Source organism: Rhodococcus sp. (in: high G+C Gram-positive bacteria) (assembly GCF_049299235.1).
Lineage (GTDB): Bacteria > Actinomycetota > Actinomycetes > Mycobacteriales > Mycobacteriaceae > Rhodococcus.
On record NZ_JBAQXC010000182.1, the window covers coordinates 1 to 26,026 of the forward strand.

Annotated in this window: 23 protein-coding genes; 17 read left to right on the forward strand and 6 right to left on the reverse strand. The window is 68.1% G+C overall.

The features are described from left to right. The first annotated feature begins 126 nt into the window (after positions 1–126). Together WAX14_RS11010 and bluB are read left to right on the forward strand one after the other, a co-directional pair. Positions 127–621, forward strand: coding sequence for a glutathione peroxidase (locus WAX14_RS11010; protein WP_422628115.1), 495 nt, complete (start codon positions 127–129; stop codon positions 619–621). 9 nt (positions 622–630) lie between these two features. Beyond that, positions 631–1,299, forward strand: coding sequence for a 5,6-dimethylbenzimidazole synthase (bluB, locus tag WAX14_RS11015; protein WP_422628116.1), 669 nt, complete (start codon positions 631–633; stop codon positions 1,297–1,299). Positions 1,300–1,368: 69 nt separating this feature from the next. Here bluB and WAX14_RS11020 read toward each other — a convergent pair whose 3' ends face one another. The 4 genes from WAX14_RS11020 to WAX14_RS11035 all read right to left on the reverse strand — a co-directional run bounded on the left by WAX14_RS11020 (position 1,369) and on the right by WAX14_RS11035 (position 6,630). Continuing rightward, positions 1,369–3,495, reverse strand: coding sequence for an FAD-dependent oxidoreductase (locus tag WAX14_RS11020; protein ID WP_422628117.1), 2,127 nt, complete (start codon positions 3,493–3,495; stop codon positions 1,369–1,371). A 9-nt stretch (positions 3,496–3,504) separates the two neighbouring features. Beyond that, a complete protein-coding gene (locus tag WAX14_RS11025) occupies positions 3,505–4,119 on the reverse strand; it encodes a TetR/AcrR family transcriptional regulator (protein WP_422628118.1) in 615 nt (204 codons plus the stop codon). A 1-nt stretch (position 4,120) separates the two neighbouring features. Continuing rightward, positions 4,121–5,359, reverse strand: coding sequence for a cytochrome P450 (locus tag WAX14_RS11030; RefSeq protein WP_422628119.1), 1,239 nt, complete (start codon positions 5,357–5,359; stop codon positions 4,121–4,123). Between the two features lie 110 nt (positions 5,360–5,469). Then, positions 5,470–6,630 carry a cytochrome P450 gene (locus tag WAX14_RS11035; RefSeq protein WP_422628120.1) on the reverse strand — a complete coding sequence of 387 codons (1,161 nt, stop codon included), beginning with the start codon at positions 6,628–6,630 and terminating at the stop codon, positions 5,470–5,472. Between the two features lie 114 nt (positions 6,631–6,744). On the opposite strand from WAX14_RS11035, the gene WAX14_RS11040 reads away from it, so the two are divergent. Beyond that, the gene (locus WAX14_RS11040) at positions 6,745–7,446 is read left to right on the forward strand and encodes a DUF2334 domain-containing protein (RefSeq protein ID WP_422628121.1); all 702 of its coding nucleotides are present in this window, start codon (positions 6,745–6,747) and stop codon (positions 7,444–7,446) included. Positions 7,447–7,498: 52 nt separating this feature from the next. Continuing rightward, positions 7,499–9,142 (forward strand): FAD-binding dehydrogenase, encoded by a 1,644-nt coding sequence (locus WAX14_RS11045; RefSeq protein WP_422628122.1) that lies wholly within the window; start codon positions 7,499–7,501, stop codon positions 9,140–9,142. Positions 9,143–9,180: 38 nt separating this feature from the next. Here the strand turns inward: WAX14_RS11045 and WAX14_RS11050 are convergent, their stop codons facing one another. After that, on the reverse strand, positions 9,181–9,825 hold the full coding sequence (locus tag WAX14_RS11050) for an MBL fold metallo-hydrolase (protein WP_422628123.1): 645 nt from the start codon (positions 9,823–9,825) through the stop codon (positions 9,181–9,183). A 242-nt stretch (positions 9,826–10,067) separates the two neighbouring features. Between WAX14_RS11050 and WAX14_RS11055 the strand changes: the two genes are divergently transcribed. Continuing rightward, positions 10,068–11,249 carry an MSCRAMM family protein gene (locus WAX14_RS11055; RefSeq protein ID WP_422628124.1) on the forward strand — a complete coding sequence of 394 codons (1,182 nt, stop codon included), beginning with the start codon at positions 10,068–10,070 and terminating at the stop codon, positions 11,247–11,249. Between the two features lies 1 nt (position 11,250). Further along, positions 11,251–11,859 (forward strand): class F sortase, encoded by a 609-nt coding sequence (locus tag WAX14_RS11060; RefSeq protein WP_422628125.1) that lies wholly within the window; start codon positions 11,251–11,253, stop codon positions 11,857–11,859. Between the two features lie 32 nt (positions 11,860–11,891). On the opposite strand, the gene WAX14_RS11065 is transcribed toward WAX14_RS11060, so the two are convergent. Beyond that, entirely contained in the window at positions 11,892–14,129 is a 2,238-nt protein-coding gene (locus WAX14_RS11065) for a heavy metal translocating P-type ATPase (RefSeq protein ID WP_422628126.1), read from the reverse strand. A gap of 157 nt (positions 14,130–14,286) precedes the next feature. Between WAX14_RS11065 and purS the strand changes: the two genes are divergently transcribed. The 11 genes from purS to purM all read left to right on the forward strand — a co-directional run bounded on the left by purS (position 14,287) and on the right by purM (position 25,970). Further along, positions 14,287–14,532 carry a phosphoribosylformylglycinamidine synthase subunit PurS gene (purS, locus tag WAX14_RS11070; RefSeq protein ID WP_068165296.1) on the forward strand — a complete coding sequence of 82 codons (246 nt, stop codon included), beginning with the start codon at positions 14,287–14,289 and terminating at the stop codon, positions 14,530–14,532. Beyond that, a complete protein-coding gene (gene purQ, locus WAX14_RS11075; RefSeq protein WP_422628127.1) occupies positions 14,529–15,206 on the forward strand; it encodes a phosphoribosylformylglycinamidine synthase subunit PurQ in 678 nt (225 codons plus the stop codon). The genes purS and purQ overlap by 4 nt, the downstream gene beginning before the upstream one ends. Positions 15,207–15,483: 277 nt before the next feature. Further along, positions 15,484–15,834, forward strand: coding sequence for a VOC family protein (locus tag WAX14_RS11080; RefSeq protein WP_422628128.1), 351 nt, complete (start codon positions 15,484–15,486; stop codon positions 15,832–15,834). A gap of 72 nt (positions 15,835–15,906) precedes the next feature. Further along, positions 15,907–17,220, forward strand: a complete 1,314-nt coding sequence (locus WAX14_RS11085; protein ID WP_422628129.1) for a M18 family aminopeptidase — start codon at positions 15,907–15,909, stop codon at positions 17,218–17,220. 76 nt (positions 17,221–17,296) lie between these two features. Further along, positions 17,297–17,920: a Uma2 family endonuclease gene (locus tag WAX14_RS11090; protein WP_422628130.1), complete on the forward strand. Its 624-nt coding sequence runs from the start codon at positions 17,297–17,299 to the stop codon at positions 17,918–17,920. Between the two features lie 65 nt (positions 17,921–17,985). Further along, complete coding sequence (gene purL, locus WAX14_RS11095) at positions 17,986–20,265, forward strand: phosphoribosylformylglycinamidine synthase subunit PurL (protein WP_422628131.1); 2,280 nt, start codon at positions 17,986–17,988, stop codon at positions 20,263–20,265. A gap of 2 nt (positions 20,266–20,267) precedes the next feature. Then, complete coding sequence (locus tag WAX14_RS11100; RefSeq protein WP_422628132.1) at positions 20,268–22,040, forward strand: alpha/beta hydrolase; 1,773 nt, start codon at positions 20,268–20,270, stop codon at positions 22,038–22,040. Then, positions 22,037–22,678, forward strand: coding sequence for a CPBP family intramembrane glutamic endopeptidase (locus WAX14_RS11105; RefSeq protein WP_422628133.1), 642 nt, complete (start codon positions 22,037–22,039; stop codon positions 22,676–22,678). The genes WAX14_RS11100 and WAX14_RS11105 overlap by 4 nt, the downstream gene beginning before the upstream one ends. Positions 22,679–22,689: 11 nt before the next feature. Continuing rightward, positions 22,690–23,091 (forward strand): sterol carrier family protein, encoded by a 402-nt coding sequence (locus tag WAX14_RS11110; RefSeq protein ID WP_422628134.1) that lies wholly within the window; start codon positions 22,690–22,692, stop codon positions 23,089–23,091. A gap of 66 nt (positions 23,092–23,157) precedes the next feature. Further along, positions 23,158–24,747, forward strand: a complete 1,590-nt coding sequence (purF, locus tag WAX14_RS11115; protein WP_422628135.1) for an amidophosphoribosyltransferase — start codon at positions 23,158–23,160, stop codon at positions 24,745–24,747. Positions 24,748–24,896: 149 nt separating this feature from the next. After that, a complete protein-coding gene (gene purM / locus WAX14_RS11120) occupies positions 24,897–25,970 on the forward strand; it encodes a phosphoribosylformylglycinamidine cyclo-ligase (RefSeq protein ID WP_422628136.1) in 1,074 nt (357 codons plus the stop codon). Positions 25,971–26,026: the final 56 nt, after the last annotated feature.

Here is a 26,026-nt window from a genome sequence, read left to right on the forward strand (position 1 = left end):
GCGTTCGACGACTGACCGGGCGTTCGACGACTGACCGGGCGTTCGACGACTGACCGGGCGTTCGACCACTGGAGTCGTCGGGATCGGCAGCACCGCGAGTCGGTGCTGCCGACTACGTTGGACCGTATGACCACACCTTTGCAGGACATCGCGATCAACACCCTCGCCGGTGAACCCACCTCGCTCGCCGCGTTCGACGGCCACGCACTCCTCGTCGTCAACGTCGCGTCAAAGTGCGGCCTGACCCCGCAATACACGGGGCTCGAGCAGCTCGCGGAGGACTACGCGGACCGCGGCTTCTTCGTCGTCGGGGTGCCCTGCAACCAGTTCATGGGGCAGGAACCGGGCACCGCCGAGGAAATCCAGGAGTTCTGCTCCACCACCTACGGCGTCAGCTTCCCACTGCTCGAGAAGATCGACGTCAACGGTGAGAACCGGCATCCCTTGTACGCGGAGCTGACCAAGCAGGCCGACGCGGACGGCGAGGCCGGTGACATCCAGTGGAACTTCGAGAAGTTCGTTGTCGCACCGGACGGGACGGTCGTGAACCGGTTCCGGCCGCGCACCGAACCGGACGCACCCGAGGTGGTTGCCGCCATCGAGGCCGTGCTGCCGGTCTGATCTGACGTCATGTTCTCCAACGAAGCGCGCACCGCGCTGTACGACATCATCCGCATGCGCCGCGACGTGCGCGCCGAATTCGCCGGCGAGACCGTCGCCGAGGACGTGCTGTGGCGCATTCTCGCCGCGGCGCACCACGCGCCGAGCGTCGGCAACACTCAGCCCTGGGACTTCGTCGTCGTCCAGGATCGGCAGCGTCTCGAGCAGTTCGCCGAGCACGTGGCCGGTTGCCGGCAGGCGTTCGCCGATTCCCTTCCCGAGGATCGCCGCGCCACCTTCGACCCGATCAAGATCGAGGGGATCGTCGAATCCGGTACCGGCGTCGTCGTCACCTACGACCCGGAGCGCGGCGGCAAGCACATCCTGGGCAGGCACACCATCGACGAGTCGGGGTTGTTCTCCGCGGTTCTCGCGATCCAGAACTTGTGGCTCGCCGCGACCGCGGAAGGGCTCGGCGTCGGCTGGGTGTCGTTCTACGACGAACCGTTCCTCGCCGAGTTCATCGGTGCCGCGGGCGCGGTGCGGCCGATCGCGTGGCTGTGCGTCGGACCGGTCACCCGACTGCAGGAGGTTCCGGACCTCGAACGGTTCGGTTGGCGTCGCGGTCGTCCGCTCACCGGGGCGGTGCACCGCGACACGTTCGGGGGCGACCCCGTCGGGAACGCCGCCGACGCCTGACATCCCCGACGAAACACGGCCGTCGACGCTCGAAAGCGTCGGCGGCCGTATGTCTTTCGATGGGTCGGATCAGATGTCCGTGGCGACCTTCCACGCTGTGTGCACGGCGCCCTCGATGTAGTCGACCTCGCCCGCGTCACCGACGATGCGGACGTCGAGGCCGGAGTCGGCGAGCCGGTCGGCGAGCGGTGCTGCAGCCGAGACACCGGACGCGACGATCACCATGCGGGCAGGCACCGACATCGTCGTGCCCTTGACGGTGAACTCGACGGTCGTCGGGGTGATGCGCTGCACGGTCGCGTTGCGGTGCACCGTCAAGCCCACTTCGCGGGCGTGTTTGACGGCGGCCCAGCGGCGCGGCATCGCCATCGGCACACCGAGTTGCCGTCCTTCGGCGAGCAGTGTGACGTTGCTGCCGCGTTCGGCCATGAACTCGGCGAGTTCGAGCCCGACGAGCGACCCTCCGATCACGACGACGTCCTTGGCCATCGGCAGGAACTTCAGGAATCGGCTGCTGAGGTTGCGGATCTTCTCGGCGCTGGAGGTGATGCCGGTCAGCTTGCCGATCTTACTCGCCGCCCGAAGCAGCAGCGGTTGGCCGGACACGTCGCCCGATCCGGTCATGAGCGCGCGCATGCTGTCACCGGTGTGCACGTGCGGCAGGTCGCCGCCCGGAATGTTCGGGCGGTCACGCACGGCGCCGGTCGCGACGATCACGACGTCCGGGTTCAGGCCACGGATCAGCTCGGGGGTGGCCTCGGTGTCGAGACGCACCTCGATGCCGAGTCGCTCGACCTCGGCGCTGAGCCAGCGCAGCAGACGCCCGTTGTCGGGGGTGGTGAGGGAAGAGAACCACAGGGTGCCGCCGAGCCGGTCCGTCTTGTCGATGACGGTGACACGGTGACCGCGTTCGGTGGCGACGCGGGCAGCCTCGAGGCCACCGGGTCCGGCGCCGACCACGACCACACGCTTGGAGTCGGCGCCGCGCACGAACGGCACCAGACCCTCGTTGCCGAGCGCCGGGTTCACCGCGCAGATCGGGGTGCCGTCCCAGAAGTTCTCCTGAACGCACACATAGCAGTTGATGCACGGGCGGATCTGCTCGGCGCGGCCGGTCCGGAGCTTGGCGACGAGGTCGGGGTCGGCCAGCAACTGACGGCCCATCGCGACGAAATCGGTGCTGCCCTCGGCGATCATCTTCTCGCCGACCTCGGGGAGCATGCGGCCGACGGTGATGACGGGAATCGACACCGCGCGTTTGATGACGGCGGCGTTCTGCGTGTAGTAGCCGACCGTGCTCGGGAGCGGACCGTCGGTGAAGTTCGCGAACGCATTCAGTGAGGTGCCGGTGACGTGGATGGCGTCCGCGCCCGCGTCCTCGAACATCTTTGCGGCGCGGGCGGATTCCTCGACGGTCAATCCGTCGGTCTCGCCGTACTCCTGGCCGGCCAGGCGGACGATGACGGCGAGAGTGTCGCCGACCTCCTCCTTGACGGCGCGAATCACCTCGATCGTCAGCCGGGCCCGATTCTCCAGCGATCCGCCGTACCCGTCGGTGCGCTGGTTCGAGTAGCGACTGAGGAAGGCGCCGAGCACGTAGTTGTGGGCGCAGTGGATCTCGACCGCGTCACCGCCTGCCTTCTTCACTCGACCCGCGGCGTCCGCGAACATGCGGATCAGCCACTGCAGGTCTTCCTCGGTGGCCTCGTGGAAGGTGGCCTGCTTGCCGCCCTGCGTGGCAGCCATCTTCGTGAGTTCTTCGGGGGTGTTGTCCGCGAACGCACTCATGTCACCGGGGGGTTTCGGCAGGCTCGGCACGAGTTGGGGGCGTTCGTCGAGTGCGTCGATGCGGGCCACCTTGCCGTGGTGGGTCATCTGGACGCAGAGTTTGCTGCCGGTCTCGTGGACCGCGTCGGCGAGTGCCTTCAACCCGGGAATGAACCGGTCCTCCGACAGCCCCGGCTCCTTGGTGCTCGCGCAGCCGACCGGGTAGGCGACCGCGCAGCACCCGGTGATGATCAGGCCGGTACCGCCCGCGGCGCGGGCGACGAAGTGATCGATGTCGGCCTGTTCGATCTCACCGTCCGCACTCAGGTTCATGTCCATTGCGGGGAGAACCACTCGGTTGCCGAGTGTGATCGGGCCGATGGTGCCAGGGGAGAGCAACCTGGGGTACGTCTTTTCGTGCGTCGTCACGATCCGACGCTATGTCTCCTCCCCAACGGCGCGGACGTGAGGTCTTGATGAATGGGACGTGCTCGCGAGCAGCACGGGCGTGACGAACCGCTCGATGTAGGCGGTCTCGGCCTCGGGACCGGATTCGGGGATCACGACGAGACCGATGATCGTGCGGGTCAGCCAGCGGGCCGTGTCGGTGAGCCGCGACCGGTCGATGCGGCTGTCGGTGTGGTGGGCGACGAACGTTTCCAGGGCCGCCGCGACCGCCGAGTGCGAGACGGCCATCTTGGCGGGCAGTCCCGCGTCGGGTTCGAACCACCGCCGCAGGGCGGGTTCGTCCCGGATGGCCCGGATCGCCGAGGCCACGGCCAGCGTCGCGCGGTCGGCCGCCCGGTCGACGGAGGCGGTCTCGCTCAGGATGCCGCCCAGGATCCGCTCGGTGGTCGTGCGGATGTACGCGCTTGCCAGGTCGTTCCGCGTCGGGAAATAGCGGTACAGCGTCGCACGGGAGCAACCGGCGGCGGCGGCGACGTCGTTCATGGTGACGTTGTCCACGCCGTGCTCGGTGAACAACTGTTCGGCGACGGTGAGCAGCCGGGATTCGGCTGCCCGGGTGCGTTCGCCCTTCCAGTTCTCGGGCATGTCAGCGGCCGATCCGCATCGGTACGAATGTGGGCCGCCGGACGTAGTTGCCCGCGGCGTACTCGATGCGGGTGGCATCGACGTCGAAGTGCGGAAAGGCCGCCAGCAGTTCCTCGAGCGCCACCCGCGCCTGCATGCGAGCCGCGGCAGCACCGAGGCAATGGTGGTGGCCCCGGCTGAAGGTCAGGATCTGCTGTGGTGCCCGATGGATGTCGAAGTCGGCGGCGTCCGGACCCCAGCGGCGCTCGTCGCGGTTGGCCGAGCCGTACAGCAACAGCACCTTCCGTCCACGGGGAATGGTGCTTCCGTCGATCGTGATGTCCCTGCTCGTGGTGCGTGCCAGCCCCTGCACCGGCGACGTCAGACGCAGGAGTTCCTCGATCGCGTCCGGCAGCAGTTCCGGCTGCGCGACGAGTTCTCGTCGCTGGTCGGGGTGTGCGCTCAACAGTTCCACGGCGCCCCCGAGAAGCCCGGTGGTGGTGTCGTTGCCGCCGGCGACCATCGTGAAGGCGAAGGCGAGGATCGACAGCAGGCCGCCCGGCTCGGCGGGATCGTCGGCGAGACCGGCCGCCACCAGATGCGAGACCGTGTCGTCGCCCGGTGCCGTCTTCCGGTACTCGATCAGGCCTGAGAAATAGGTCATCATCTCCACCACCGCGTCGGCTGCGCCCAGCATCGCACCGGCCGCGCCGCCACCCGAATTCGCTCCGACGATCGATTCCGTCCAGCGGTCGAACTGCGAGCGGTCGCTGTCCGGGACCCCCAGGTAGTGGGCCACCACCATCGACGGCAACGGTTTGAACAGGTGACCGACGATGTCGACCTCGTGGCCGGGTTCGAGTTCCGACACGCGCTGCCGCACGAACGCGCGCACCTCGGGTTCCACGTCGCGTACCTGCCTCGGGGTGAAGCCGCGAGAGACCAGCGAGCGGAAGCGGGTGTGTGCGGGCGGATCGAGCATCACCATCGGCGGGTTGTCCCGCATGCCGATGGCGTCGAGTTCCCCGTACGTCACGGTCAGGCCGTCGCCCGAGACGAAGTCGCCGGCGTCCGTCGCCGCGCGCGCGACGTCGTCGTACCGGCTGAGGACGTAGTAGTCGGATGCCGGGTCGGCGGCGGGTACGACGTGATGCACGGGGTCCTCGTCGCGCAAGCGGCGGTAGGCGGTGAAGGGATCACGCCAGGTGCCGGCGGACCGCAGATCGAAGGCCACCGCGTCGTGAGACAATTGATCGCTCATGTCTCATGAATAGAACAATCAACTTGCTATGTCAATCATTGATCGGGTAGGTAGGCCTGCCGGACCGTGGCACCGTCCGGCTGGACGGTTCCACGGAGTGGGAGATGTGGTCAGTGCCGCGTCAGCACGACCGGCACCCGGGTGAACCCACCCGCCGGATACACCGCATGTTCCGGTGCCGCAGTGGTCGCGGTGATATCCACGGTCGCGGCGAGCAACTCGTCGACCAGCGCGGTGAGCTCGAGGCGGGCGAGCGGCGCACCCGGACAATTGTGGATGCCGCGCCCGTAGAGCAGGTTCGAATCCGGGTCGCGGTCGAGCCGGAACTCGTCGGGATCGCCGAAGACGGCTTCGTCACGGTTCGCCGACGCCCACAGCACCATGATCCGCTCCCCGGCCGGGATCGTCCGGCCGGCCACGGTCACCTCCCGTGTGGTGCGGCGACGATTCGCGATCAGCGGAGCCCGCATCCGCAGGATCTCGTCGCACGCGGCGCCGATCCGATCGGGTTCGGCGCGCAGATGCTTCTGGATGTCGGGATTCGATGCGAGAAACGAGACGAGGATGCCGACACACGCGGCGATCGTGCTGAGCTCACCGACCGTCCAGTTGCGGATCATCGACACGAGTTCGGGGTCGGTCAACGGCCGACCGTCGACGCGTTCGGTGAGCAGTTCGGAGGTCACGTCGGGCGTGGAAACCGAGGTAGCCGTGCGGCGTTCGTCGAGCTGCTCGCGGATGTATCCGTCGAACTCCTGCGCGATCGCGGACATCGCCTCCCGATCGAGGGCGCGGGTCGCCTCGCGGTTCTTGCGCGTCCATTCGCGCAGCGGCGCATGCAGTCGTTCGGGCCACCCCATGAACGAGCATTGGATGTGGTTCGCGAACGGTTCGGCCAAGCCGGCCATGATCTCGACCTCGCCCGTGCCGAGCTCGTCGATCAGGCCGCGCGCCACCGCGCGGCACGTCGGCTCGAACGCACGCATGCGGTCGGCGGTGAAGTACCGGTCGTTGATCGCGCGGAACGGTGTGTGCTCGGGTGGGTCCATGCCGTTGGGCACCGACGGATGCGACGACACCGCGTTGCTGAAGGTGTCGGGATCGTCGAGGATCGCGGTGACATCGGTATGGCGGAACACCGTCCAGTTGCGGTAGTCGCTGTGGGCGACGGGGCAGCGGGCCCGCATCTCGTCGTACGCGGCGATCTGGTCCGCCTGGACCTCCGCGGATCGCGGATCCCAATCGATGTGCGGGTCGGACTGGTCGGGCATGGTGGGCCTCGTTCCGGTCGGCAACGGATTGCGGTCTCAGTGTGCGCCCGGGCGACGCGCAGGTTTCAACCAGGAGACCCTTCCCGTTCACCGACACCGTTCAGCATGGTGACCATGACCACGGAACTCGTCGTGTCGGTGTCGGGCATCCGGGATGTCACCCGGGAGGCAGTCGACGCCTTCGCCCGCGAGATGGATGCGCGTGGAGTGCCGCTGTCGCTGTTCGTCGCGCCGCGCCTCAAGGATCACTACCGGCTGAAGACCGATCCGGCCACCCAGGAATGGCTGCTCGAACGCCGCGAAGGTGGCGACGCGATCGTGTTGCACGGCTACGACCAGGCCGCGACGAAACGTCGCCGCGCCGAATTCTCCAGCCTGCGCGAACACGAGGCGCGCCTGCGCCTGCTCGCCGCGGACCGGGTCCTCGAGGAGACAGGGCTCCGCACCCGACTGTTCGCGCCGCCGCGCTGGGTCGCCTCACCCGGCGCGACCGCCGTGCTACCGCAGACCGGATTCCGTCTCATGGCCGATGCCGCCGGTGTGCACGACCTGGATCGCGGCACGGTCGACAGGTCCCGAGTGTTCGGGATCGGTGACGGTGCGCGGGCCGAACCGTGGTGGTGCCGCGCGATGGTCATCGGGGCGTCACGGGTCGCGCGTCGCGGTGAACTTCTGCGCTTGGCGATCTCCGGGCCGCAACTGGGGAAGGCAGGACCTCGGCAAGCGATCCTCGATGCCGTCGACATCGCGTTGCACCACGACGCGCGGCCGGCCGTGTACCGATGGCAGCCGCGGACTCTCGGCCGCGTCGCCTGATGCCGTTCGGCCTCTCCCGTCGGGCACGAAGGGACCGGTAGTGTCTGCGGGTATGGACGCAGACGTGATCGTGGTGGGGGCGGGTCTCGCAGGGCTGGTGGCGGCCGGTGAGCTGATCGATGCCGGACGCAAGGTGATCCTGGTGGATCAAGAGAACGCAAACAATATTGGGGGACAAGCGTTCTGGTCGTTCGGTGGATTGTTCTTCGTGGACAGTCCCGAGCAGCGCCGCTTGGGTATCAAGGACTCCTACGACCTCGCATTGCAGGACTGGATGGGTACCGCAGGCTTCGACCGCGACGTCGAGGACCGGTGGCCGCGCCGCTGGGCGCAGGCGTACGTCGAGTTCGCGGCGGGGGAGAAGCACGCATGGCTCGCTCAGCGCGGCCTGAAGATCTTCCCGATGGTCAACTGGGCCGAACGCGGTGGCTACGACGCCGGCGGGCACGGCAACTCGGTGCCCCGATTCCACATCACGTGGGGCACCGGACCGGGACTCGTCGACATCTTCGCCCGTAAGGTGCTCGCCGCCGCCGACCGTGGACTCGTCACCTTCAAACACCGGCACCAGGTCGACGAACTGATCGTCGCCGACGGCGCGGTCACCGGGGTACGCGGCACCGTCCTGGAACCGACCGACGCCGCACGCGGAGTGGCATCGTCTCGCACCGCGGTCGGCGACTTCGAGTTCACCGCAGGCGCGGTGATCGTCACCTCAGGCGGTATCGGCGGTAACTACGACCTGGTGAAGAAGAACTGGCCGGCGCGCCTGGGCACACCACCGCAGCACATGCTCACCGGCGTGCCCGCCCATGTCGACGGCCGCATGCTCGAGATCACCGAGAAGTCCGGCGGCAACATCGTCAACCGAGACCGCATGTGGCACTACACCGAAGGCATCACCAACTACGACCCGGTGTGGCCGAACCACGGCATCCGCATCCTGCCCGGCCCGTCGTCACTGTGGCTCGATGCCACCGGCAAACGCCTGCCCGTCCCGTTGTTCCCCGGTTTCGACACGCTCGGTACCCTCGAACACATTCTGACCACCGGTCACCAGCACACCTGGTTCGTGCTCGACCAGAAGATCATCGAGAAGGAATTCGGCCTGTCCGGCTCCGAACAAAACCCGGACCTGACGAACCGCGACTTCCGGTTGTTGTTGCAGCGCATCAAATCCGGTGCGCCCGGACCGGTCGAGGCGTTCAAGCAGCGCGGCGTCGATTTCGTTGTTCGCAACAATCTCGCCGACCTCGTTGCAGGCATGAACGAACTGACCCCCGACGCCCCGCTCGACTATGCGTCGGTGCGCTCGGTCGTCGAGGCCCGCGACCGCGAGATCGCCAACAAGTACGCCAAGGACCTGCAGGTCGTGGCGATGCGCGCGGCACGTGGCTATCTGCCCGACAAGATCGCGCGGATCGCGTCGCCGCACCGCATCCTCGATCCCAAGGCGGGTCCGCTCATCGCGGTGAAACTGCACCTGCTCACCCGCAAGACTCTCGGCGGACTCGAAACCGATCTGTCGTCGCGGGTGCTGCGCGCCGACGGCACGGTGTTCGACGGCCTGTTCGCGGCCGGTGAGGTCGCCGGGTTCGGTGGCGGTGGCGTGCACGGCTACCGGGCGCTCGAAGGCACCTTCCTCGGCGGCTGCATCTTCTCGGGCCGCGCGGCGGGTCGCGCCGCCGCCCGCTGACCCGTGGTCTGATCCGATCGAGGTTTCCCGCTCGTCGTTCAGACGTCGGTGCCGGATTCCCGGGGGAGAACGCGGAATTCCGTTCCCTCCGGGGCCATCTCGGCGTACCGGCCGTAGAAGATGCCGTTGGCCTGCTCGGCGATGATGCCCTGGTGGATCGGGACCGCGACCCGCGGGTTCACCGCGCGCAGGTAGTCCACCGCTTCCCAGATCTTCAACCACGGTGCGGCGGACGGGAGCGCGAGCACATCGACCCGCTCGTGGGGGATGTACAGCGAGTCGCCGGGATGCAGCAGCCGGGACGGGTTCTCGTCGTCGCCGAGCAGGAACGCGGTGTTGTCGATGACTGGCAGTTCGGGGTGGATGACGGCGTGCCTGCCGCCGGTGCCGCGCACCGTCACCGCACCGATTTCGAAGGTGTCGCCGGGACGCACCGCTGTCCACTGGCCGTCGAGCAGGGCCGCGGACTGCGGATCGGAAAACAGCTTTGCGTCGGGGTTCGTCGCGAGGAGATCAGGCAGGCGCGCGGTATCGGCGTGGTCGGGATGCTGATGGGTGACCAGGATGGCGTCGAGCCCGGTGATGCCCTCGAATCCGTGCGAGAAGTTGCCCGGATCGAACAGGACTTTCACGCCGCGGTGTTCGACGAGCAGGCAGGAGTGTCCGAAGTGGGTCAGTCGCATGAAGTCAGTATCGCGCACGGACTCGCTCTGCTGCCTGCTTCGCGGTCGACATCTCCACCGTCGCAGCCGAGCGATTCCGCGCGGTGACGGTTGTACAACATCTCGATCTCGAACCGTGCGTGGAGTTAACGCACGATCGGGTCCCGGCGACTACAACAGTGACGCCACAGCAGTATTGACGCCACACCAGCAGTGACGCCCAGCGATGTCGGGGTACCCGCTGATCGAAGGAGTCGACCGTCATGCGAGTCCCTCTACGTTTCCTATCCGGGCTGTTCGGCCTGACTCTGGTCATCGCGATGGCCGGTGTCGCGGGCGCCGAGCCCCCGGCGGTGGACACCACCACCACACCGTCACCACCGACGACGCAGGTATCCCGCGAGGACCCCGTCGATCCGTCGGCACCGCCACCGGGCAGCGGCTACCCCTCGGCGCCGCAGTCGACGGTCGATGCCAGCCCGGCACCGCCGCCCGATGCCGGCATCGAGATGGGCACGGTTGCGATCCGCGCGGCAACCCTGTCCGACGATCAGCCGGTGCCGGGCGTGTCCGTCGCAGTCGCCCGGTGCGGCACCGGGGCGGTCGTCGGAACACCGGCGACGGGTCCGGACGGAACGACGAGTGTCTCCGCCTCGCTCGGCTGCTATGTCGTGTCGCTGGCCGGTTTCCCCGATGGTTACGACGCCGTGTCGTCGGGCCCGTGGCAGGTTGACCTCACCGAGCCGGGGCAGATGCAGAAGGTGGGGTTCACCTTTGCGCGCTGGACTCCGCAGGGCGAGGGCACGATCGCCGTGCACGCTCGTCATGTCGACGCGGGAACCCCGGTTCCGGGGGTGACCGCGTCGGTGCGATCCTGTGTCGACGATGTCCCGTACGGCTACCTGACGACGGATGTGAACGGCGATGCGACCTCGACGTTCCCGTTGAACTGCTACGTCGTGAACGTGGTGACGATTCCGGCCGATACGGCACTGGTGTCCGGGGGACCGTTCACCGTCGAGTTGGGTGAGCCCGGCGTCGTACGGACAGTCGATGTCACACTCGACTTCTCGTTGCCCCCGGAACCCCCGGTACCGACCGCGCACGGGCGAATCATCAAGATGGACAGGATCTCCGGAGTACCACTCGAGGGTGCTGTGTTCGTCGTCGGTCCGTGCAACTCGGAGTGGAGTCATCGTGAGGTGACCGGGCCCGACGGCCGTATCGCACTCTCGCTGGCCCCCGGGTGCTATGTGGCGAAGGAGGTCGTCGCGCCCGACGGGTACATCGCCGATACCCGGCCGATCACGTTCACCGCGACGGACGACGAGTTCTTCACCGTCCAGGCGCTGAACATGCCGGAGGCCCCAGGACCGATCTTCCGCAACCCGGATATTCGCATTCCGGTGCAGTCGATTCCGGCCGGTCGGACGGAGGGACGCTGAGATGCGCTCGCGGACGACACTGGTCACACTCGCGGGGGCGGCACTCCTGTTTGCGGGCGGCTGCACCGGTGACACGGAAGCGCCGGCCGGTCCGGCGGCGACGCAGGCAGAACCCGAGGGCAAACACGACATGCCCCCACCGGTCGCGGTGACCGTCGACGACCCGAGCGCACCGGTGACGCTCACGATCGACGGCGTGTCCGCCCCGACCGACCCGGTCGCGACCGATGCGGCCGGAGCCCTGCTACCGCCACAAGACGTGGCGAGGCTCGGGTGGTGGGCGGATTCGGCGCTACCCGGATCGGGTGCCGGTTCGATCGTGGTGACCGGACACATCGACGATGCCGCCCAGGGCGCCGGATTCGCAGCGCGCTTCGTCGAACTCGACGTGGGTGACGAGGTGACAGTGAGCAGTGCCGACGGGTCGGCGCGGCAGTATCGCGTCGATCGCGTGGTGAGCGTCGGCAAGGACGACGACCTTCCGCTCGGCGAGGTGAACCGGCTGGATGGACCGGAGACTCTGCTGCTGATCACATGCGGTGGTGAGTTCGTCGGTCCGCCGACGGGATACGCGAACAACGACTTCGTCTTCGCGGCGCCCGTGTCGTAGCCGGGCGACCGCGGGCACCGCGAAGACGTCGGCTATCGAGGCGAGAACCGGCGCAGCCGCAGGCTGTTGGTCACCACGAACACCGAACTGAACGCCATTGCGGCACCGGCGATGAGCGGATTGAGCAGTCCGAGTGCGGCCAAGGGTAGCGCCGCCACGTTGTAGGCGAACGCCCAGAACAGATTTCCCTTGATGGTGCCGAGCGTGGCACGCGCCAGCCGGATCGCGTCCGGCGCGGAGGTCAGGTCGCCGCGCACCAACGTCAGGTCGGACGCCTCGATCGCCACATCGGTTCCGGTGCCCATCGCCAGGCCCAGATCCGCCTGCGCGAGGGCTGCGGCGTCGTTGACACCGTCGCCGACCATCGCGACGACCCGGCCTTCCCGCTGCAAGCGTTCGACGACGGCGACCTTGTCGCCGGGTAGCACCTCGGCGATCACCTCGTCGATACCGACCTGCGCGGCGACCGACTCGGCGGCGCGACGATTGTCACCGGTGAGCAGAACCGGATGCAGACCCAGGGCGCGCAGTTCGGCGACCGCGTCCGCCGAGGTGTCCTTGATCGTGTCGGAGACGACCACGACCGCGCGGATCGTGCCGTCCCACGCGACCCAGATCGGGGTACGACCCGCCGATTCGGCGTCCTGCGCGGCGTGCAGCAGCGACTCCGGTGCTGTCAGCGACCAGTCGTCCCGCAGCCAGGACAATCGGCCGGCCAGCACGGCATGGCCGTCGACGACACCGGAAACGCCTTGGCCTCCGTGGTTTTCGAAGTTCTCGACATCGGACAGGGCGCCGGCGCTTTCGGCGACGGCTCGGGCGATCGGGTGTTCGGAGGCATGTTCGAGTGACCCGGCCAGATGCATTGTTTCGGTTTCGGATTCGCCGTCGGCCACATGCACCGAGTCGACGCTCATGCGTCCGGTCGTGACGGTTCCGGTCTTGTCCAGCACGATCGTGTCGACGCGTCGGGTCGATTCGAGGATCTGCGGTCCCTTGATGAGGATGCCGAGTTGGGCGCCGCGACCGGTGCCGACGAGCAGCGCGGTCGGCGTGGCCAGGCCGAGTGCGCACGGGCACGCGATGATGAGCACCGCGACCGCAGCGGTGAACGCGGAGGCGACAGGATCGTCGGTGAACAACAACCAGCCGCCGAGCGTGAGCAACGACAGTCCGATCACGATCGGAACGAACACCGCCGACACCCGGTCGGCGAGCCGCTGCACTTCGGCCTTGCCGTTCTGGGCGTCGGTGACCAGCCGCGCCATCTGCGCGAGCTGGGTGTCGGCGCCGATGCGGGTCGCGCGGACCTCGAGCCGCCCACCGGCGTTGACGGTCGCCCCGACGACGTTGTCACCCGGGCCGACCTCCACCGGTACGGATTCACCGGTGAGCATCGATGCGTCGACCGCGGACGTCCCGGACGTGACGACGCCGTCGGTGGCGACCTTCTCGCCGGGCCGCACCACGAACACGTCGCCGACCGCGAGTTGCCCGACGGGGATGCGTGTCTCGGCGCCGTTCCGCAGCACGGCGACATCCTTGGCGCCCATGTCCAGCAGTGCGCGCAGCGCCGCGCCGGACTGTCGCTTGGCGCGGGCTTCGAAGTACCGTCCGGCGAGGATGAATGTCGTGACCGCCGCCGCGACCTCCAGGTAGATGTGCGTTTCACTGTCACCGGACGGGAACAGGTCGAAGGTCATGACCATGCCGGGCATGCCGGCGTGGGTGAACAGCAGTGCCCACAGCGACCACAGGTATGCGGCGATGACACCGACCGAGATGAGGGTGTCCATCGTGGCGGCACCGTGTCGGAGGTTGGTCCAGGCGGCACGGTGGAACGGCAGTGCACCCCACACCACGACCGGGGAGGCGAGAGTCAGGGTGATCCACTGCCAGTTGTCGAACTGCAGTGCCGGAATCATCGACAGCAGCACGACCGGGACGGTGAGGGTCGCGGACACGATCAGTCGCTGTCGCCACACCGCCGCCTCGTCGGGCTCGGTGGATGCGGTCGCCGTTTCCGTCCCGGCAGGGGCCGGCGGCGGGGGCAGTGCGGCGCTGTAGCCGGTTGCTTCGACGGTCGCGACGAGGTCTTCCGGTGCGACTTCTCCGGTGTAGCTGACCTTCGCGATCTCGGTCGCGTAGTTGACGGTCGCGGTGACGCCGTCCATCCGGTTCAGCTTCTTCTCGATGCGAGCCGCGCAGGATGCACAGGTCATGCCGCCGATCGAAAGTTCGACGTCGTGCAGGGTGTCGCCGGTGGTCATGGGGTACTCCTCGGTGTGGACACCCCTTCTTTATACCCCCTGGGGGTATATTTGTGAAGTCTGTCGACCGGTGCCCGGTAAACCCGACGGTCCCGGTAAACTGCTGTTCGTCCGGTGTCCGTCCCCGGGCGCCAGCACTACTACCGAGGAGCAGCACGTGGCTCGTGTCGTCGTCGAAGTCATGCCCAAGGCCGAGATTCTCGATCCCCAGGGCCAGGCCATTGTCGGGGCGCTGTCGCGGCTGGGATTCCCGGGCGTGTCCGATGTCCGTCAAGGCAAGCGATTCGAACTCGAGATCGACGGCAGCGTCGACGACGCCGAGCTCGAGAAGATCGCCGAGGGCCTGCTCGCCAACACCGTGATCGAAGACTGGACAGTGCGCCGCATCGACGGTGACGCATGAGCGCCCGCATCGGAGTCATCACCTTCCCCGGCACGCTCGACGACGTCGACGCCGCCCGTGCGGTCACGCTCGCCGGCGGTGAGGCCGTGAGCCTGTGGCACGGCGACGCCGACCTCAAGGGCGTCGACGCGGTCATCGTGCCCGGCGGCTTTTCCTACGGCGACTACCTGCGCTGCGGCGCCATCGCGCGTTTCGCGCCCGTCATGGGCAAGGTCGTCGAGGCGGCGAAGGGCGGTATGCCGGTCCTCGGCATCTGCAACGGCTTCCAGGTGCTGTGTGAGGCGGGCCTGCTGCCCGGCGCGCTCACCCGCAACGAAGGCCTGCACTTCATTTGCCGGGATCAGTGGCTGAAGGTCGAGTCGAACTCGACGGCCTGGACATCGCGCTACGAGTCCGGCGCCGAGATCCTCGTCCCGCTCAAGTCCGGGGAAGGCCGCTACCAGGCATCACCGGAAGTTCTCGACGAGCTCGAGGGTGAGGGCCGTGTGGTATTCCGCTACGCCGGCGACAACCCGAACGGTTCGCAGCGCGGCATCGCGGGCATCGCGTCGGCGAACGGTCGCGTCGTCGGCTTGATGCCGCACCCCGAGCACGCCACGGAGGCGCTCACCGGCCCGAGCGACGACGGCCTCGGCATGTTCTACAGCGTCTTGGACGCGGTCGTCTCCGCCTGACACCCGACCTCGTCCCGTGAGATCGGCGTCGACACGTCGACACACTGCGAGCGCGAACGAGGGGCTTTCGTCGCCGTCCCGAACAGCGACAAAAGCCCCTCGTCCTGCAGTGTCCGAGGATCGACCCCCCGATCGGGCCCCGGGCCGGATACCGATTCCTCCCCACAAGGCGGTACCGGTGATCATTCTGCCCGGTTCACGCGCTCGTTTCCTGAGTAGAACTACGCGTCTTTTCCCGGTACCCGAACTTGTCGGTGTGCCCGGATAGCTTCGTGCCATGACACTGAGCATCGGCATGATCACGTTCGACACCGCGAATCCCCGGCCACTCGCCACCTGGTGGGCCGAACAGACCGGCGGTTCCGTCGAGGAAGAGAACGACGGCTACTTCTGCATCGTCGGTCTGCCCGGTTCGGAGCAGAAACTCGGATTCCAGATGGTGTCCGATCCGACCCCGGGTAAGAACCGCGTCCATCTCGATTTCGGCACCGAGGACCTGGACGCGGAGGTCGCGCGGCTGATCGCCGCAGGTGCGAGCGAGGTGCACCGCGAAGCGATGGAGGCCTTCCGCTGGGTGACCCTCAGCGACCCCGACGGCAACCCGTTCTGCGTGGCATCCGGTCACTGACAGGCCGGCATTCGGTGGGTAGCACCCAGCGCGACCGGTGTGGATGCATCGGAGTGATGCGAGGATGCAGAAATGGCTTCTCTCACTCGCGCCGACGCCCAGGGACTGTGCAACTTCGTCGACCTGTCACCGTCACCGTTCCACGTGTGCGCGACGGTCGCGGCGATGCTGGCCGACGCCGAGTTCTCCGAACTGGCCGAGACCCAGCCCTGGCCCACCGACCCGGGCCGCTACTACGTGATCCGGGGCGGTTCGCTGATCGCCTGGAGCACGGAGGGCGACGGCGCAGCAACCGCAACCGGCGCAACCCGGCCGTTCCGGATCGTCGGCGGTCACACCGACAGCCCGAACCTGCGAGTCAAGCAGCATCCCGACCTGGTGTCCGCCGGATGGCGCACCGTCGGTCTCGAACCGTACGGCGGGGCGTGGCTGAACTCGTGGCTCGACCGCGACCTCGGCATCTCCGGGCGGCTGACGGTGCGCGCCGGTACAACCGCCGAGGACGTGCTCGTGCGTGTCGACGCGCCGATCCTGCGGGTCCCGCAACTCGCGATCCACCTGTCGGAGGACCGCAAGGCGGTGCACCTCGATCCGCAACGCCATGTCAACGCCGTGTGGGGGGTGGGAACCGAACCGCGGTCGTTCCTCGCCTACCTCGCCGACCAGGCCGGAATCGCCGCGGACGCGGTGCTGGGCTGGGAACTCATGACCCACGACCTGGCTCCGAGTTCGCTGGTCGGCGTCGACGGCGACCTGGTCAGCGCACCCCGACTGGACAACCAGGGCACCTGCTACGCGGGCACGCACGCGCTGCTCGCGGCAGTCGAGCACGTCGCGGACAACCGGGGGCCGGCGCCGATGCTCGTGCTGTTCGACCACGAAGAAGTCGGGAGCATGTCGGATCGCGGGGCCTTCTCCGATCTGCTCAACACGGTGCTCGAACGGATCGTCCTCGCGCGCGGGGGCGGACGTGACGAGTACTTGCGCACCCTGGCCGGTTCGATCGTCGCGTCCGGCGACATGGCACACGCGACGCACCCGAACTACCCGGATCGGCACGAGCCCGCGCACCGCATCGAGGTGAACGGCGGCCCGGTGCTCAAGGTCAACCAGAACCTGAGGTACGCGACGGACGCGTCCGGCGCGGCGGCATTCGCCCTCGCGTGCGACCGGGCCGGGGTGCCGATGCAGCGGTATGTGCACCGCGCGGACCTGCCGTGCGGGTCGACGATCGGCCCGATCACCGCATCCCGCACGGGCCTGACCACCGTCGACGTCGGCGCTCCGCAGTTGGCGATGCATTCGGCGCGGGAGCTGATGGGGGCTGCCGACGTCGCGGCCTACGCGAACGCACTGGGCGCGTTCCTGACACCGGAGAGCGCGTAACACCCGACACAACCCTGCGGGCGATGCCAAAATCTGCATAGACCTTCCTGCCGAGGACGAACGGTGGTGATCGACCATGAGCGGCCCGTCGTTCCCCGATCATGTGATGACGGTCGACGAGTGGGCGGCTCTGCCGGAATACGAGCGGTACCGGCTCGAGCTGTGCGAAGGGGTGCTCGCCGTCTCGCCCCATCCGGGATACCTGCATCAGCACGTCGCGTTTGCGCTGGTCGACGCGCTGGCCGGGCAGCTTCCCGACGACCTGTGTGTGCTCGGCGACGTCGAGGTGTTGCTTCTCGGCGAGCCACCGACGGTCCGCTGCCCGGACGTGATCGTCGTCGACCGGACCCTCGTCGAATCCGACCCCGACCGTGCGAACGCAGCCGACGTGCGGCTCGTCGTCGAAGTCACGACCGTGGGCAGTGGACGGACCGACCGCGTCACGAAGTTCTCCGAGTACGCGGAGAGCGGGATCCCGCAGTACTGGATCGTCGATCTCACCGAACCGGCCGTGCTGGCGGCCTTCACCCTCGACAACGGGTGGTACCGGTTCGACGCGGAACACGAGGGGGCGGTGACACTGGCAGCCGCCGGACACGACGTGACCGTCGACCTGGAGGAGCTCACCATCGCACGTGCGAGTCCGCGGATCGAGACAGCCGACGCACCGGTGGAACCGGACGGCGGCTCCCCCCGATAGACTGGCCGCGGCAGTACGCGCCCGGCCTGCCGTTTCGATCCCAGAGTGAAGGGACCCGACGCCCAGTGTCACCGCAGGTGGATACCGTCACCCACGCCTCCGAGAATTCCGATCTTCCCCAGCCGTATGCGGAGCTGGGGTTGAAAGACGACGAGTACGCCCGCATCAAGGAGATCCTGGGCCGCCGCCCCACGGACTCCGAACTCGCGATGTACTCCGTGATGTGGTCCGAGCACTGCTCCTACAAGTCGTCGAAGGTGCATCTGCGCTATTTCGGCGAAACCACCTCCGACGAGATGCGCTCGTCGATGCTCGCTGGGATCGGCGAGAACGCCGGTGTCGTCGATATCGGCGACGGCTGGGCGGTCACCTTCAAGGTCGAGTCGCACAACCACCCGTCGTACATCGAGCCCTACCAGGGCGCGGCGACCGGGGTCGGCGGCATCGTCCGCGACATCATGGCGATGGGCGCGCGTCCGATCGCGGTCATGGACCAGCTGCGGTTCGGCGCCGCGGACCACCCCGACACCCGGCGTGTCGTGGACGGTGTGGTGCGCGGTGTCGGTGGCTACGGCAACTCCCTCGGCCTGCCCAACGTCGGCGGCGAGACCGTGTTCGATGCCTCCTATCAGGGCAATCCGCTCGTCAACGCGCTGTGTGCGGGCGCGATGCGTGTCGAAGATCTGCATCTGGCGTTCGCGTCCGGAACCGGCAACCGGATCATCCTGTTCGGTGCCCGCACCGGCCTCGACGGCATCGGCGGCGTGTCCGTCCTGGCCTCCGAGACATTCGACGACAGCGAGGGTGGCCGCCCGAAGAAGCTGCCGAGCGTGCAGGTCGGCGACCCGTTCACCGAGAAGGTGCTCATCGAGTGCTGCCTCGATCTGTACCGCGAGAAGCTGGTCGTCGGTATCCAGGACCTGGGCGGCGCCGGACTGTCCTGCGCGACGTCCGAGCTCGCCGCGGCCGGTGACGGCGGCATGCACATCTACCTCGACCGGGTCCCGACTCGCGCGAAGGGGATGACCCCCGCCGAGGTGCTGTCCTCGGAGTCGCAGGAACGCATGTGCGCGGTCGTCGCGCCCGAGAACGTCGACGCGTTCATGGCCGTGTGCAAGAAGTGGGACGTGCTGGCCACCGACATCGGCGAGGTCACCGACGGCGAGCGGCTCGTCATCACGTGGCACGGCGAGACCGTCGTGGACGTGCCGCCGCGCACCGTCGCGCACGAGGGCCCGGTCTACGAGCGTCCCGTGCAGCGCCCCGACACGCAGGACGCGTTGATCGCGAACACCAGCGCAGGCCTCGAGCGTCCGGAGACGGACGACGAACTGAAGGCCACCTTGCGCAAGATGCTCGCGTCGCCGGCGCTGTGCAGCCGCAAATGGATCACCGAACAGTACGACCGGTACGTGCGCGGAAACACCGTCCTGGCCGAGAACGCCGACTCCGGTGTCGTCCGTGTCGACGAGGAGACCGGCCGCGGGATCGCCCTGGCCACCGACGCGTCGGGCCGCTATACCCAGCTCGACCCGTATGCCGGTGCGCAGCTCGCGCTCGCCGAGGCCTACCGCAACGTCGCCACCACCGGTGCGACGCCGAAGGCCGTGTCCAACTGCCTGAACTTCGGGTCGCCGGAGGACCCGGGTGTGATGTGGCAGTTCCAGCAGGCAGTGCGCGGTCTGGCCGACGGGTGTGCTCAGCTCGGTATTCCGGTCACCGGCGGCAACGTCAGCTTCTACAACCAGACCGGTGCGACCGCGATCCTTCCGACCCCGGTGGTGGCGGTGCTCGGCGTCATCGACGACGTGCACCGTCGTATCCCCGCCGGCCTCGGGCTCGAGCCCGGCGAGACGCTCATCCTGCTCGGCGAGACCCGCGACGAGTTCGACGGTTCGATCTGGGCGCAGGTCGAGCACGATCACCTCGGCGGCGTGCCGCCGAAGGTCGACCTCGGGCGCGAGCGGCTCATCGCGGAGGTTCTCGTCGCAGGCTCGCGGGACGGACTGATCTCGGCGGCGCACGACCTGTCGGAGGGTGGTCTCGCGCAGGCTGTCGTCGAGGCCGCGTTCGCCGGGGAAACCGGTTGCCGGATCCTGCTTCCCGAGGATGCGGACCCGTTCGTGGCGTTGTTCTCCGAATCCGCCGGCCGCGTGCTGGTTGCGGTGCCGCGCACCGAGGAGTCCCGATTCACCGGGATGTGCTCGGCCCGTGAGCTGCCGTGGGTGCGGATCGGTGTCGTCGACGAGGGTTCCGATTCGATCGAGATTCAAGGCCGGTTCTCGGTGACCCTGGCCGAGCTGCGAGAGGTCTACGAGGGCACCCTCCCCGCATTGTTCGGGTAGCCATGGCCGGTACCCAGGTCGACAGATTGGCGATGTTCGAAGCCCGGCAGGGCCAGGTCATCGCCGCGGTCACCGACTTCGGTGACCGTCACCCCCTCACCGCGAGGGTGTGGGGGTGGCTGAGCCTGGATTTCACCGGAATCGCCGTCGCGGCCCTGTTCTTCTGCTGGTCGCTGTCGCCGTCCCTGTTGCCCCGTGACTGGCTGTTCCAGGGGCTCATCGGCGGTATGAACGCGGCCGTCGGCTACGGCGTCGGCTGTGCCGTCGGCTGGGTCGTCGACCGGTTCGTGTTGTCCCGGATGCGGTGGTGGCCGCTGCCGGTCCCGGTGCTGCGGGCGATCAAGGTCGCGGTGCCGGTCGCCGCGGTCGTCGCCTCGCTGTTGGCACTGATGTTCTCGGCGGGAACGCAGCGTGAGCTCGCGGAGTTGATGAACGCCGAGGGCACGACGACCAGCGGCTATCTCCGTACCCTCGGACTGGCGCTTGCGGTAGCCGGGCTACTCGTCTCCGCCTGGCGTGGTCTGCGTGACGTCGGCAGATGGATTGCGCGGCAACTGATTCGACGTCACCTTCCGGCCGGTCTCGCCCGGACGCTCGGGATGCTCGTCGTCGTGCTGATGACGTTCATGCTCATCGACGGTGTATTGATCCGGGGGGCCTATTCGATCGTCAACTCCGCGTTCAGCATCCAGGACGGTGAGACTCGCGCCGGCGCGGTCCAGCCGACCGCTCCCGAAAAGTCCGGCAGCCCCGAATCGTTCGCGCCGTGGGACACGCTCGGCTTCGAGGGGCGCAACTTCGTCTCCCGCGGCCTCGACGCCGCCGAACTCGGCGCGATCAACGGCGCTCCGGCGCAGGAACCGATCCGCGTGTACGTCGGACTCGGCACCGCCCCCACCGTCGAGGAACGAGCGGACCTGCTGATCGACGAACTCGAACGGACCGGCGCGTTCGACCGCAAGGTGCTGGTGATCGTTCCGACAACGGGCACGGGCTGGGTGAATCCCACCACCGCGCAGGCGATGGAGTTGGTTCACAACGGCGACCTCGCGATGGTCGCCTGGCGGTACTCCTTCCTGCCGAGCTGGATCTCGTTCCTCGCCGACCGCGACAAGGCGGCCGAAGCCGGCCGGGTTCTCGTCGATCGGGTCCACGAACGGTGGCTCGCGCAGCCACCGGACCGGCGACCGAGCTTGTACGTCTACGGGGAGAGTCTCGGCACCCAGTCGGGGGAGGGCGCGTTCGACAGTCTCGCCGATATCCGGGCCACGGTGGACGGGGTGCTGTGGGTCGGGCCACCCAATGCCAACGAACTGTGGCGTCAGCTCGTCGACCGCCGTGACCCGGGCACCCCCGAGGTGCAACCGGTGTACGCCGACGGCATGGTGGTCCGGTTCACCGACGACGTCGCCGACATCGGGAATCCGCCGACACCGTGGCTGAATCCGCGCGTGCTGTACATCCAGCACGCATCGGACCCGGTGGTGTGGTGGTCGCCGGACCTGCTGTTCACCCGGCCCGACTGGCTGTCCGAACCGCCGGGTCCGGATCGGTTGCCGCAGATGCGCTGGTTCCCGATCGTCACGTTCTGGCAGGTGTCCGCGGATCTGACGAACGCGGCCGGTGTGCCGGACGGACACGGCCACAACTACGGCACCGAGGTCCTCGACGGATGGATCGCGGTCGCGCAGCCGGACGGCTGGACCGACACCGACACCGAACGGGTCCGGTTCGCACTCGACGTGCTGGCAGGCAGCCAGGGGCCGGAAAAATGAACATCGGACGCTTCGGCCTTGCCGGACCGGCCGCGGCGGCAGGAGCGGTGCTGTGGAGTGCGGCGCTGCCGTCGGCACCGCTGGGAACGCACGGGCGGACATGGGCGTCGGCTGCCCTGGGGGTGTGCGCGGTGGTCGCGGCGCGCACATCCGGCATGAACCGCGCGGAGCTGGGGCTCGATCCGAGCCGCGTCCGGTCCGGGTTGCGCTGGGGCGGGGCGGTCGCGGCCGCTGTGCTCGGTGGCTACGCGGTCGCCCTGGCCGTACCCGCCGCGCGTAACCGGATCGCCGATTCTGCCGGGGCCGGCCGCGACGACTTCTGGGCCTGGATCACCCTGCACATCCCGGTCGGGACCGTCCTCGCGGAGGAACTGCTGTTCCGTGGGGTGCTGACACCACTGGTGAGTCCCGCGGTCCATGCCGCCGCGTTCGGGCTGTGGCACGTGCGCCCGGCGATGATCGCGGGCGAGAGCGTCGCGGGAACGGTGGCGGTGACAGGTCTGTCCGGGCTGGGTTTCGATTGGTTGCGCCGCCGCAGCGGCAGCATTGTCGCACCCGTCCTCGTGCACCTGGCGATCAATGCCGGGGGAGCAGTCGCGGTACGTCACGCCACCGTGCGGTCCCCGAGTCGACGCTAGGCTGCCTCCCCGTGGCACCCCACACACCCGTCGACCCCGCAGAACTGAGATCCGCGCTCCTTCGAGTCGTACCGTGGCTGCGCGGCGACGTCGACGACCCACCGGCCCGGGCCGATCTCGCGGCGGCGGTCCGGCTGAGCGCCCGCACCCTGGAGCAGACGGCGCCGGGTGCGAGCGTGGAGGTGCGGGTACCGCCCTTCGTCGCGGTGCAGTGCATCGAGGGACTGCGGCACACTCGGGGCACACCCCCGAATGTCGTCGAAACCGAGCCGCACACGTGGCTGCTGCTCGCGACGGGCCTGCTCGGATACGCCGACGCGGTCGCGTCCGGGAAGCTCGATGCGTCCGGAAACCGGTCCTCGGAGATCGCGCGCTGGCTGCCGTTGATGCGGGTCGGTGACGCACCCCGGTAGGGGCTGCCCGAACCTGCTCGTAGAATGGGTGTGCCCCGCCTTTGTCCAGCCCCAGGGAGCACCCCGGTGACCAGTGCCGATCTGTCGGTTCACACTCGTAATCTTCTCGCCTCCGACGAACCCGAAAACGAGCCCCGCGAGGAGTGCGGCGTCTTCGGAGTCTGGGCTCCCGGTGAGGACGTGGCGAAGCTCACGTACTACGGGCTCTACGCGCTGCAGCATCGCGGCCAGGAAGCGGCAGGTATCGCCGTCGCGGACGGCTCACAGGTGCTCGTGTTCAAGGATCTCGGCTTGGTGAGCCAGGTGTTCGACGAGCAGACGCTCGCCGCGATGCCGGGCCATATCGCCGTCGGTCACTGTCGCTACTCGACGACCGGGTCGACGACTTGGGAGAACGCGCAGCCGATCTTCCGGACCACCGCCACCGGTACCGGTGTCGCGCTCGGCCACAACGGCAACCTCGTCAACACCGCGCAACTCGCTGCCAGGGCGCGTGAGCTTGGCATCATCGACCCGGCCCGGCGCGGTTCCGGGAACTCGGACTCCGACATCATCGGTGCGCTGCTCGCACACACCGCCGCCGAGGGCAGCCTCGAGCAAGCAGCGTTGAAACTGTTCCCGAAATTGCGGGGCGCGTTCTGTCTGACGTTCATGGACGAGCACACCCTGTACGCGGCCCGCGATCCGTGGGGTATCCGGCCGCTGTGCCTGGGTCGACTCGACCGCGGCTGGGTCGTCGCCAGCGAAACAGCGGCCCTCGACATCGTCGGAGCATCGTTCGTCCGCGACATCGAGCCCGGTGAACTGCTCGCGATCGACGCCGACGGAGTCCGATCGTCGCGGTTCGCGAACCCGGATCCCAAGGGCTGCGTCTTCGAATACGTCTACCTTGCCCGCCCCGACTCCACGATCGCAGGCCGGTCGGTGCACGCGACCCGCGTCGAGATCGGCCGTCGCCTCGCGAAGGAACACCCGATCGACGGGGACCTGGTGATCCCGGTACCCGAATCCGGCACACCCGCCGCGGTCGGGTATGCGCAGGGTTCGGGTCTGCCCTACGGCCAGGGGCTGATGAAGAACGCCTACGTCGGCCGCACGTTCATCCAGCCCAGTCAGACCATTCGTCAGTTGGGTATTCGGCTCAAGCTCAACCCGCTGCGTGAAGTGATCCGCGGCAAGCGCTTGGTGGTCGTCGACGACTCGATCGTTCGTGGCAATACCCAACGTGCGCTGATCCGGATGCTGCGCGAGGCGGGAGCACTCGAGATCCACGTGCGGATCGCGTCCCCGCCGGTCAAATGGCCGTGCTTCTACGGCATCGACTTCGCTTCCCCGGCCGAGTTGATCGCCAACGGCAGCGGCACCCGCGACGACGCCGCCCCGGCTTCCGGACACGACTTCGACGAAATGGTCGAGATGGTGCGCCGGTCGATCGGCGCCGACTCGCTCGGGTACATCTCCATCGACGGAATGATCGGTGCGACCGAGCAGCCGGCATCGCGGCTGTGTGCTGCCTGTTTCGACGGCCACTACCCGATCGGGCTGCCGAAGGATCATGTCGTCGGCAAGGACGTCCTCGAAGGGGTCGTCGATGTCGCTTCTCCGACACCGACGGTCCTCGACAACGACAACGCCGACGCGTTGAGCCGTCCCTGACGGCCGAATTTTTCTCTCCTCGCGCACCGGCGGTCCCGGCCGGTCCGGTACCGTAGGTGCGCGGTCGGCTGCCTTCGGCGTGCATACGCGCGTCCGGTAACGGTGCCGGCACCCTGTTCACCACAACTCGAGGCTGGAGCCGACAACCCATGACCGAGGACACAACCCCCGGAGCTTCCTACGCAGCGGCGGGCGTGGACATCGAGGCAGGCGACCGAGCCGTCGAACTGTTCGCGCCGCTCGCGAAGAAGGCAACCCGACCGGAGGTCCTCGGCGGCCTCGGCGGATTTGCGGGCCTGTTCTCGCTCAAGGGTGACTACAAGGAACCGCTGCTCGCCGCCTCCACCGACGGTGTCGGCACGAAACTCGCGATCGCGCAGGCACTCGACAAGCACGACACTGTCGGTCTCGACCTGGTCGCGATGGTCGTCGACGACCTGGTCGTGTGCGGTGCCGAGCCGCTGTTCCTCCAGGACTACATCGCTGTGGGCCGGGTTGTTCCCGAGCGGGTCGCGGAAATCGTCGGCGGCATCGCCGAGGGCTGCATTCAGGCAGGATGCGCGCTGCTCGGCGGCGAGACGGCCGAGCATCCCGGTGTGATGGCGGACGGTGACTACGACCTGTCCGCGACCGGAATCGGTGTCGTCGAAGCCGAAAAGCTGCTCGGACCCGACCGTGTTCGCCCCGGCGACGTGGTGATCGCGATGGGTGCCTCCGGTTTGCATTCCAACGGTTACTCGCTCGCTCGCAAGGTGCTGCTCGACATCGGCAAGATGAGCCTGACCGCGCATGTCGACGAGTTCGGCCGCACCCTCGGTGAGGAACTGCTCGAGCCGACCCGCATCTACGCCAAGGACTGTCTGGCGCTCGCCGCCGAAACCGAGGTCCGCACCTTCTGCCATGTCACCGGCGGTGGCCTGGCGGCGAACCTCGCGCGCGTCATGCCGAAGGGTCTCGTCGCGGAGCTGGACCGTACGACGTGGAGCCCGGCACCGGTGTTCGGTCTGATCGCTCAGCGCGGCCGCGTCGAGCGGGCCGAGATGGAGAAGACGTTCAACATGGGTGTCGGCATGGTCGCGATCGTCGCCCCCGAGGACGTGGATCGGGCACTGGCCGTGCTCACGGCACGCCATATCGACTGCTGGACCCTCGGAACGGTCCGCAAGACCCAGGACCAGGACGCTGTGCGTGCTGTGCTGCTCGGCGACCACCCGCGGTTCTGATCCGATCCGGATCTGTCACGAAGCACTGTGCCCGGGCCGCCGAGAGGCGGTCCGGG